This is a genomic window from Kitasatospora sp. NPDC053308 (assembly GCF_055585785.1).
The window spans coordinates 1-10,353 of the sequence record NZ_JBVJJY010000046.1 but is presented as its reverse complement, the minus strand read 5'-3'; the positions used below and the strand labels follow the sequence as shown (position 1 = coordinate 10,353).

Sequence of the window (10,353 nt, the reverse complement as noted above, 5' to 3'; positions counted from 1 at the left end):
GGAGCCTCCTCCACGATGACGTGGGCGTTGGTGCCGCTGATGCCGAAGGCCGACACACCCGCCCGGCGCGGACGCCCGTTGGCGGGCCACGGCACGGACTCGGTCAGCAGCTCCACCTCACCGGCGGACCAGTCCACGTGCGAGGACGGCACCTCGGCGTGCAGGGTCCGCGGCAGCCGCTCGTTCTGCAGCGCCAGCACCATCTTGATGACGCCCGCCACACCGGCGGCGGCCTGGGTGTGCCCGATGTTGGACTTCACCGAGCCCAGCCACAGCGGGCCGTGGCCGCCGCGCTCCTGGCCGTAGGTGGCCAGCAGCGCCTGCGCCTCGATCGGGTCGCCCAGCGTGGTGCCCGTCCCGTGCGCCTCGACCACGTCCACGTCCGCGGCGGTCAGCCGGCCACTGGCCAGCGCCGCCCGGATCACCCGCTGCTGCGACGGACCGTTCGGCGCCGACAGGCCGTTGGACGCACCGTCCTGGTTGATCGCGGAACCACGGATCACCGCGAGCACCTTGTGCCCGTTGCGCTGCGCGTCGGACAGCCGCTCGACCACGAGCACACCCGCGCCTTCGCCCCAGCCGGTCCCGTTCGCCTCCTCGGAGAAGGCCCGGCACCGGCCGTCGGCCGCCAGGCCCTGCTGGCGCGAGAACTCGACGAAGGAGAACGGCGTCGCCATCACGGTGACACCGCCGGCCAGAGCCAGCGTGCACTCGCCCGAACGCACGGCCTGGGCGGCCAGGTGCAGCGCCACCAGCGACGACGAGCACGCCGTGTCCACCGTCACCGCCGGGCCCTCCAGGCCCAGCACGTACGACACCCGGCCCGACAGCACGCTGGTCGAGTTGCCGGTCATCAGGTGGCCCTCGACGCCCGAGCCGTCCTGGCCCGTCAGCGCCATGCCGATGGCGTAGCCCGAGCCGAAGCCGCCGGCGAACACGCCGGTCGCGGAGCCGCGCAGGGACGCCGGGTCGATGCCCGCCCGCTCCAGCGCCTCCCACGAGGTCTCCAGCATCAGCCGCTGCTGCGGGTCCATCGCCAGCGCCTCGCGCGGGCTGATCCCGAAGAACCCGGCGTCGAACTCCGCCGCGCCGCGCAGGAACGCGCCCGACTGGGTGGACGAGGTACCGGAGGTCTCCCCGTCCGGGTCGTAGAACCCGTCCAGGTCCCAACCGCGGTCGGTCGGGAACCCGCCCACCGCGTCACCGCCCGAGGCCAGCAGCTCCCAGAACTCCTCCGGAGTGCCCGCACCGCCGGGGAAGCGGCAGGCCATGCCGACGATCGCCAGCGGCTCGTCCACGACCGGAGCCGCGACCGCGGCCGCCGGAGCGACGGCCTCGGCCGTCTGCTCCCCGAACAGTTCGCCCCGCAGGAACTCGGCGAGGGCCACCGGGGTCGGGTAGTCGAACACCAGCGTGGCGGGCAGCCGCAGCCTGGTGGCCGCGTTCAGCTGGTTGCGCAGCTCGACCGCGGTCAGCGAGTCGAAGCCCAGGTCCTTGAACGCCTGCCGGGCCTGCACCATCTCCGCCGAGGAGTGGCCCAGGACGGCCGCGGCCTCGGCCCGGACGATGTCGGTGAGCACCCGGGCCTGCTCGGCGCGGCCCAAACCGGCCAGGCGGCGCGCCAGTTCGCCGTCGCTGCGCGTCGTCTCGCCGGCGCCGGCGCGTTCGGCGGCCAGCCGGCGGATCTCGGGCATGTCGCGCACCAGCGGCATGTCCAGCACGTCCGCCGTGCCCGGCGCCGAGCCCAGCTGCCGCCAGTCGACGTCCATCACCGTGACGACGGGCTCCGGGCCCTCCAGCGACTCGGCCAGTGCGCGCACGGCCAGCTGCGGGTCCATCGGCGGCATCGGGATCCGGCGCATGCGCGACCGGATCGCCTCGTTGGACTCCGCCAGACCGCCGCCGCCCCAGAGGCCCCAGGCCACCGACAGGCCGGCCAGGCCGCGGCTGCGCCGGTTCTCGGCGAGGGCGTCGAGGAAGGCGTTCGCGGCCGCGTAGTTGCCCTGGCCCGGGCCGCCCAGCGTGGAGGCTGCCGACGAGAAGAGGACGAACGCGTCCAGGTCCAGTCCGGCGGTGAGCTCGTCCAGGTGGACCGCGCTCGCCGCCTTCGCGGCCAGCACCGTCTCCAGACGGGACACCGACAGCCGGTCGACCACACCGTCGTCCAGGACGGCGGCGGTGTGCAGCACCGAAGACAGCGCCGGACCGCTCTCGCCGATCCACGCCACCAGACCGGCCAGCGCCGCCCGGTCCGTCACGTCACACGACACGACGTCCACCCGGGTACCCCGCGCCGCCAGCTCCGCCACCGTCGCCGCGACACCCGCGGCCGCCGGGCCGGAACGACCGGTGAGCACCAGCCGCTGGGTGCCGCGCTCGGCCAGCCAGCGCGAGACGTGCCCGGCGATCGCACCCGTGCCGCCCGTGATCAGCACGCTGCCGCGCGGCGACCAGGTCTCCTCGGCACCGCGCTGCGGCACCCGCGAGAGCCGGCGGCCGAGGATCCCGGCCGTCCGGAGCGCGATCTGGTCCTCGCCGCAGCCGGCCAGCACCGCCACCAGGCGCGCACCGGCGCGCTCGTCGAGCGTCTCGGGAAGGTCGACCAGACCGCCCCAGCGCTCCGGGTGTTCCAGGCCGACGACCCGGCCCAGACCCCACACCTGCGCCTGCACCGGGTTGGCCAGCGCCTCACCCGGACCGGCCGCCACCGCACCACGCGTGGCCAGCCAGAGCGGGGCGGCGATCCCGGCGTCACCCAGCGCCTGGACGAGCGCCAGGGTGGCCGCCAGGCCGCCGGTCACCACCGGGTGCTCCGGCAGCGGCCTCTCGTCCAACGCCAGCAGCGACAGCACCCCGGCAACGCCGGAAGGCTCCACCGCCGCACCCAGCAGCGCCGCCACCTCCGCCCGGTCCACGACTCCGGCCGGAACCGTCACCTCGACGACCTCGGCACCACGACCGGCCAGCGCGGAGACGTACGGCCGCCCGTCCGTTCCGGCCGGCGCGACCACCACCCACGTGCCCGACAGCACACGCGCGTCGGGCTCGGCGATCGCCGCCCAGTTCACCCGGTAGCGCCAGCCGGCCGTCACCGAGCGGTCCAGCTCCCGGCGCCGCCACGACGCCAGGGCCGGCAGCACCTCGTTGAACGGACGGCCGCCGTCCACGGCCAGCGTGTCGGCCAGCTGGGTCAGGTCACCACCCTCGACGGCCGCCCAGAACCGGGCCTCCGCCTCGGTGCTCGCACCGTCCCCGCCGACGACCGACCCCGCCGAGGTCGGCAGCGCCAGCACGCCCTGCGGCCAGTACCGCTGGTGCTGGAAGGCGTAGGTGGGCAGGCCCACCCGCTCACCGGCGGGCAGCACCACGCGCCAGTCCACGGTGGCGCCCTGGACGAAGGCCTCGGCGAAGGAGGTGACCAGGCGCTGGGCACCGCCCTCGTCGCGGCGCAGGGTGCCGCAGACGGCGGCGGGCACCGCGCCCGGGCCGGCCCCCAGCGCTACCTCTTCGAGGGTGTCGTTCATCGCGCCCAGCAGCACCGGGTGCGGGGTGACCTCCACGAACAGCTGGTAGTTCTGGCTCGCCAGGGTCCGCACCGCCCGGTCGTAGTGCACCGTCGCGCGCAGGCTGGCGTACCAGTACGCGGCGTCCAGCTCCTCGCCCGTCAGGGTCTCCCCCGTCATCGCCGAGACCATCGGCACACGGCCACGCCGCGGGGCGATCCCGGCCAGGACGGAGGTGATCTCCTCCTCCAACCGGTCGACCTGGGCGGAGTGCGAGGCGTAGTCCACCGCGACCATCCGGGCGCGCACACCCTCCGCCTCGAACTCGGCCTTCAGCTCCTCCAGAGCCTCCGGGTCGCCGGAGACCACCACCGCCGACGGGCCGTTGACGGCCGCCAGCGAGAGCCGCTCACCGAAGCGGGCGATCCGCTCCTCCACCACGGCGGCCGACCGGCTCACCGACAGCATCCCGCCCAGACCGGCCAGCACCTTCAGCGACTGCGAACGCAGCGCCACCACCCGGGCACCGTCCTCCAACGACAGCATCCCGGCCACCGTCGCCGCCGCGATCTCCCCCTGCGAATGACCCACCACCGCATCCGGCGTGACACCCGCGGCCTCCCAGACGGCGGCGAGCGAGACCATCACCGCCCACAACGCCGGCTGGACGACATCCGCCGCCTTCATCTCCGGCGCACCCGGCGCCCCGGCCAGCACCTCGTCCAACGACCAGTCCACATACGGCGCCAGCGCCGCCGCACACTCCGCCAACCGCGCCGCGAACACCGGACTCGACTCGGCGAGCTCCCGGCCCATACCGACCCACTGCGAACCCTGACCCGCGAACGCGAACACCGTCCGCGCACCCGGCCGCGCCACACCCGACACCACCGAACCCGACGGCACCCCGGCAGCCAGACTCTGCAGACCCGCCACCAACTCCTCACGCCCGCCACCGACCACCACCGCGCGGTGCTCGAACACCGACCGCGTCGTCGCCAACGACCACGCCACATCCGCCGGAGCCAGCTCCGGCCGCGCGGCCACCCAGTCGTACAGCCGCTCCGCCTGCCCGGCCAGCCCCTCGGCCGTACGGCCCGACACCAGCCACGCACCGGCACCCGACACCACCGGCGCCGTCTCCGGCACCTGGACGGCCTCGGCGGCCCCGGCCGCCGGCGCCTCCTCCATGATGATGTGCGCGTTGGTGCCGCTCAGCCCGAACGAGGACACCCCCGCACGACGCGGGCGCTCCCCGGACGGCCACGGCACCGACTCCGTGAGCAGTTGCACCTCGCCGGCCGTCCAGTCCACGTGCGGCGAGGGCTCGTCGACGTGCAGGGTCTTCGGCAGCTGCTCGTGCTGCAGCGCCAGCACCATCTTGATCACACCGGCCACACCGGCCGCCTGCTGGGAGTGGCCGATGTTGGACTTCACCGAGCCGAGCAGCAGCGGTCGGCCCTCCGGCCGGTCCTGGCCGTACGTCGCCAGCAGCGCCTGCGCCTCGATCGGGTCACCCAGTGTGGTGCCCGTCCCGTGCGCCTCGACCACGTCGACGTCGGCGGCCGACAGCTGGGCGCTCGCCAGCGCCGCGCGGATCACCCGCTGCTGCGACGGCCCGTTCGGCGCCGTCAGACCGTTCGACGCGCCGTCCTGGTTGACGGCCGAGCCGCGCACCACCGCGAGCACCTTGTGCCCGTTGCGCAGCGCGTCCGACAGCCGCTCCACAACGACCATGCCGGCGCCCTCGCCCATCCCCATGCCGTCCGCCGCGGCCGAGAACGCCTTGCAGCGCCCGTCCTCGGCCAGGCCGCGCTGCCGGGAGAAGCCGACGAAGCCCATGGTGGTGGCCATGACCGTGACGCCGCCGGCGAGCGCCAGCGAGCACTCCCCGGCGCGCACCGCCTGGCAGGCCAGGTGCAGCGCCACCAGGGACGACGAGCACGCCGTGTCGACGGACACCGCCGGCCCCTGCAGACCGAGCAGGTAGGAGATGCGGCCGGACATCACGCTGGCCGCACCACCGGTCATGAGGTGCCAGTCGAGGCCCTCCATGGTCTGCAGGGACTGGTGCGCGACGTAGTCGGAGGGTGCGACGCCGACGAACACGCCGGTCTGCGAGCCCCGGAGCGAGGCCGGATCGACCCCGGCCCGCTCCAGCGCCTCCCACGAGGTCTCCAGCAGCAGCCGCTGCTGCGGGTCCATCGCCAGCGCCTCGCGCGGGCTGATCCCGAAGAACCCCGCGTCGAAGCCGGCCGCGTTCCGCAGGAACCCGCCCTCGACCACGTAGGAGGTGCCCTGGTGGTCCGGGTCGGGGTCGTAGACGCCCTCGGTGTCCCAGCCCCGGTCCGTCGGGAAGCCGGAGATCGCGTCCCCGCCGGCGGCGAGCAACTCCCACAGTTCCTCGGGAGTCGTCACGCCGCCGGGGTACCGGCAGCTCATGCCGACGATCGCCAGCGGCTCCGAGGCCGCCGAGACGAGCTGCCGGTTCCGCTGCCGCAGCCGCTCGGTCTCCTTCACGGAGGCACGCAGCGCTTCAAGGAGCTTGTCGGCCTGTCCGGTCATCGCTGCCTCCACGCATCGAGCATCATCAAGATCACTCCGCCTCGCCGTCGAGGGCCAAACGGATCAGGCTGTCGGCGTCCAACGCGTCGATGTCCTCGACGTCTTCGCCCTGGTCGCCCATCAGGGCGTCGTCGCGGACGTCGGCGAGCCGCATCAGCGCCTCCATGAGCCCGGCGTCACGGAACCTGGACAGCGGCACGGTCGCGAGCGCCTTCCGGAGTTTCTCCTCGGCGGCGTCCGCCTCGCCATGTTCAACCAGCTCCGGCAGCAGCTTCTCCTGCAGGAGCGCGGCCAGTTCCGTGGGGTTGGGGTGGTCGAACACCAGCGTGGCCGGCAGTCGCAGCCCGGTCGCGGTGCTGAGCCGGTTGCGCAGTTCCACCGCGGTGAGCGAGTCGAAGCCCAGGTCGGTGAAGGCCCGGGTGGACTCGATCGCCTCGGCGGAGGCGTGCCCCAGCACGGCCGCCACGTGGGACCGGACCAGGTCGGTGAGCAGCCGCATCCGCTCCTGCTCCGACTGCCCGGCCAGCTGCTGGCGCAGCGAGTCCGCGCCGGTGGTGCCCGAGGCGGCGCTGCGCCGTCCCGTTCCACCGCTGACCAGGGCCCGCCACAGCGGCGGGACGTCCGCGCTGCGGGCGGCCTGCGACCGCAGCCCGGCCAGGTCCAGCTTGGCCGGCACCAGCACCGCCTCGTCCCTGGCCAAGGCCAGGTCGAACAGCGCCAGGCCCTCGTCCGCGCCCAATGCCGCGACGCCGCCGCGGTTGATGCGGGCCCGCTCCGAGTCGCTCAACCGCCCGGTCAGGGCGCTGGCCTCGGCCCACATGCCCCAGGCGAGGGACGTTCCGGGCAGCCCGGCCGCCCGGCGGTCGGCCGCCAGCGCGTCCAGGAAGGAGTTCGCGGCCACGTAGTTGCCCTGGCCGGGACTGGAGAAGGTCGCCGCGGCCGAGGAGAACAGGACGAAGTGGTCCAGGTCCAGGCCCCGGGTGAGCTCGTGCAGGTGCCACGCGCCGTCGGCCTTCGGCCGCATCACGCCGGCCACCCGCTCCGGGGTCAGCGACGCGATCGTCGCGTCGTCGAGGACACCGGCCGTGTGGACGACGGTCGTCAGCGGGGCCTCCGCGGGAACCCCCGCCAGGACGGCGGCCAGGGCGTCGCGGTCCGCGGCGTCGCAGGCCACGATCCGCACCCGGGCACCCAGTTCCGCCAGCTCCGCGGCCAGCGCGGCCGCGCCCGGGGCGGAAGGGCCCGACCGGCCGGTCAGGACCAGCCCGTCGGCGCGTCCGGTGGCCGCCAGGTGCTTGGCCACCAGGCCGCCCAGCGTGCCCGTGCCACCCGTCACCAGCGCCGACCTGCCGGAGGTCCGCGGCTCGGCCGGTCCGGCGGTGACGGTGAGGACCAGCTTGCCGGTGTGGCGGGCCTGCTGCATGAAGCGGAACGCCTCGCGCGCCCGCCGCACGTCCCAGGCCCGCACCGGCAGCCTCGTCAGCTCACCGGCGGCCATCAGGTCGACGATCCGGCCGAGCATCGCGCCCAGCCGCTCGGGGCCGGCCTCGCCCAGGTTGAAGGGCCGGTAGACGACGCCGGGGTGCTCCGCCGCCAGGACGTCCGCGTCGCGCACGTCGGTGCGGCCCATCTCGACGAACGCGCCGCCGCGCGGCAGCAGCCGCAGGGACGCGTCGATCAGCTCACCGGCCAGCGAGTTGACCACGATGTCGACACCGGCGCCGCCGGTGGCGGCGAGGAACTCCGCCTCGAAGCCCGCGTCGCGGGACGAGGAGACGTGCGCCTCGTCCAGGCCCATCCCGGCCAGCACCGGCCACTTCGCCGGGCTCGCCGTCGCGAAGACCTCCAGACCCAGGTGCCGGGCGATCTGCACCGCCGCCATACCGACACCACCGGTACCGGCGTGCACCAGCACCCGCTGGCCCGCCTTGGCACCGGCCAGTTCGACCAGGGCGTACCAGGCCGTCATGAAGGCGCTCGGGACGGAGGCCGCCTCGGCGTAGGACCAGTCGGCCGGGATCCGCACCAGCTGGCGCGCGTCCGTCACGACGACCGGGCCGAACGCGCCCTCGGCGACGCCCATCACGCGGTCGCCCACGGCCAGGCCGGTCACCTCGGGGCCGGTCTCCAGCACCGTTCCGGCGATCTCACTGCCCATCACCCCGCCGCCCGGGTACATGCCCAGGGCGATCAGCACGTCACGGAAGTTCAGCCCGGCCGTCCGGACCGCCACCCGGACCTGCCCGGCCTCCAGCCGGTCCCCCGCCTGCGGCGCCGCCGCGAGCACGAGGCCGTCCAGCGAGCCACCCGCGTCCGGCTCCAGCCGCCACAGGCCGCCCTCCGGCACCGCCAGGTCACCCGCCGGGCGGGCCAGCCGCCGCGCGTGGGCCACGTCGCCGCGGATGGCCAGTTCCGGTTCGCCGGCGGCGAGCGCCGTCGGCAGAGCGGACAGGGCGACCGGGGCGCCGGTGGCGGGGAGGTCGACGAGGACCAGCCGGCCCGGGTTCTCCGACTGCGCCGAGCGCAGCAGACCCCAGACCGCGGCGGCCGGCAGGTCGGCGATCCGCTCACCGGCCGAGGCGGCCACAGCGCCCCGGGTGACGACCACCAACTGGGCCGCCTCCAGGAGCTCTTCGGCCAGCCAGTCCTGTGCCAGCCGCAGCGCCTCGCCGGTCGCCCGGCGGGCGGCCTCGGCCGCATCACCGCCGGCCTTGTCACCCGCCAAGGCCAGGACGATGCCAGGGGTGATCTGCCCCGCCTCGGTGGCATCGGCCACCTCGGCCAGATCGGCGAAGGCACGGACCGGCACGCCGGCCGTGCCCAGCGCCTCGACCAGGCCGAAGCGGTCGGCGCCGATCAGCGCCCACTCCCCGGCCGGGGCCTCGGCCCCGGCGATCGGGGTCCACTCGACGGTGAACAGGGCATCCGCCACGGCCGGGCCGGAAGCCTGGAGCTGATCGGCCGCCACCGGGCGGGTGATCAGCGACGTCACCGACACCACCGGAGCACCCATCGCGTCCGCCGCCGTCAGCGTCAAGCTGCCCTGCGCGTCCCGACGCAGCCGGGCCCGCAGAACGGAAGCGCCGGTCGCGTGAAGCTCCACGCCCGTCCAGGCGAACGGCAGCCGCACCTGACCCGGCTCACCCTCCTCACCACCGCCGACCAGAGCGCTGGCGTGCAACACGCCGTCCAGCAGCGCCGGGTGGAGCCCGAACGCCCCCGCGTCAGCCGCCACGCCCTCGGGCAGCACCACTTCGGCGAAGAGGTCCTCGCCGCGGCGCCAGGCAGCCCGCAGCCCCTGGAACGCCGGGCCGTAACCGTAGGACGCGCCTGCGCCGGCCTCGTACACGCCGGTGACGTCCACGACGGTGGCGCCGCGCGGAGGCCAGACCGCGAAGTCCTCCTCCGCCACGGCCGTTCCCTCGACGGGGGCGACCACACCGCTCGCGTGCTGTGTCCACTCCTGCTGTGCGTCGAGGCGGGAGAACACCTCGATCGCGCGCCGACCCTCACCGTCCGCGTCGGCGTCGGCCAGCGCCACCTGGACCTGCACGCCGGAGCCGTCGGCGGGCAGGACGAGCGGTGCCTGCAGCGTCAGTTCCTCCAGCAGGCCGCAGCCGACCTGGTCACCGGCACGCACGGCCAGCTCGACGAAGCCGGTGCCCGGCAGGAGCACCGCCCCGCCGATCGCGTGATCGGCCAGCCACGGGTGCGTCCGCACGGACAGCCGCCCGGTGCACACCAGGCCCGCACCACCGGCCAGCTCGACCGCCGCACCCAACAGCGGGTGGTCCACCGCGCCGAGGCCCAGCGACACCGCGTCCCCACCGTTAGCCGCGGCAGCGCGCGGCCAGTAGCGCTCGTGCTGGAAGGCGTAGGTGGGCAGGCCCACCCGCTCACCGGCGGGCAGCACCACGCGCCAGTCCACGGTGGCGCCCTGGACGAAGGCCTCGGCGAAGGAGGTGACCAGGCGCTGGGCACCGCCCTCGTCGCGGCGCAGGGTGCCGCAGACGGCGGCGGGCACCGCGCCCGGGCCGGCCTCCAGCGCGACCTCTTCGAGGGTGTCGTTCATCGCGCCCAGCAGCACCGGGTGCGGAGTGACCTCCACGAACAACTGGTAGTTCTGGCTCGCCAGGGTCCGCACCGCCCGGTCGTAGTGCACCGTCGCCCGCAGGCTGGCGTACCAGTACGCGGCGTCCAGCTCCTCGCCCGTCAGGGTCTCCCCCGTCATCGCCGAGACCATCGGCACACGGCCACGCCGCGGGGCGATCCCGGCCAGGACGGA

Annotated in this window: 2 protein-coding genes; both read right to left on the bottom strand. The window is 74.9% G+C overall.

The window, feature by feature from the left end:
- Nucleotides 1–6,068: type I polyketide synthase (locus ACZ6Y7_RS37800; RefSeq protein ID WP_465762517.1), on the bottom strand; the 6,068-nt coding region annotated here is incomplete at its 3' end.
- A 31-nt stretch (nt 6,069–6,099) separates the two neighbouring features.
- Nucleotides 6,100–10,338, bottom strand: coding sequence for an SDR family NAD(P)-dependent oxidoreductase (locus ACZ6Y7_RS37795; RefSeq protein ID WP_465762518.1), 4,239 nt, complete (start codon nt 10,336–10,338; stop codon nt 6,100–6,102).
- Nucleotides 10,339–10,353: the final 15 nt, after the last annotated feature.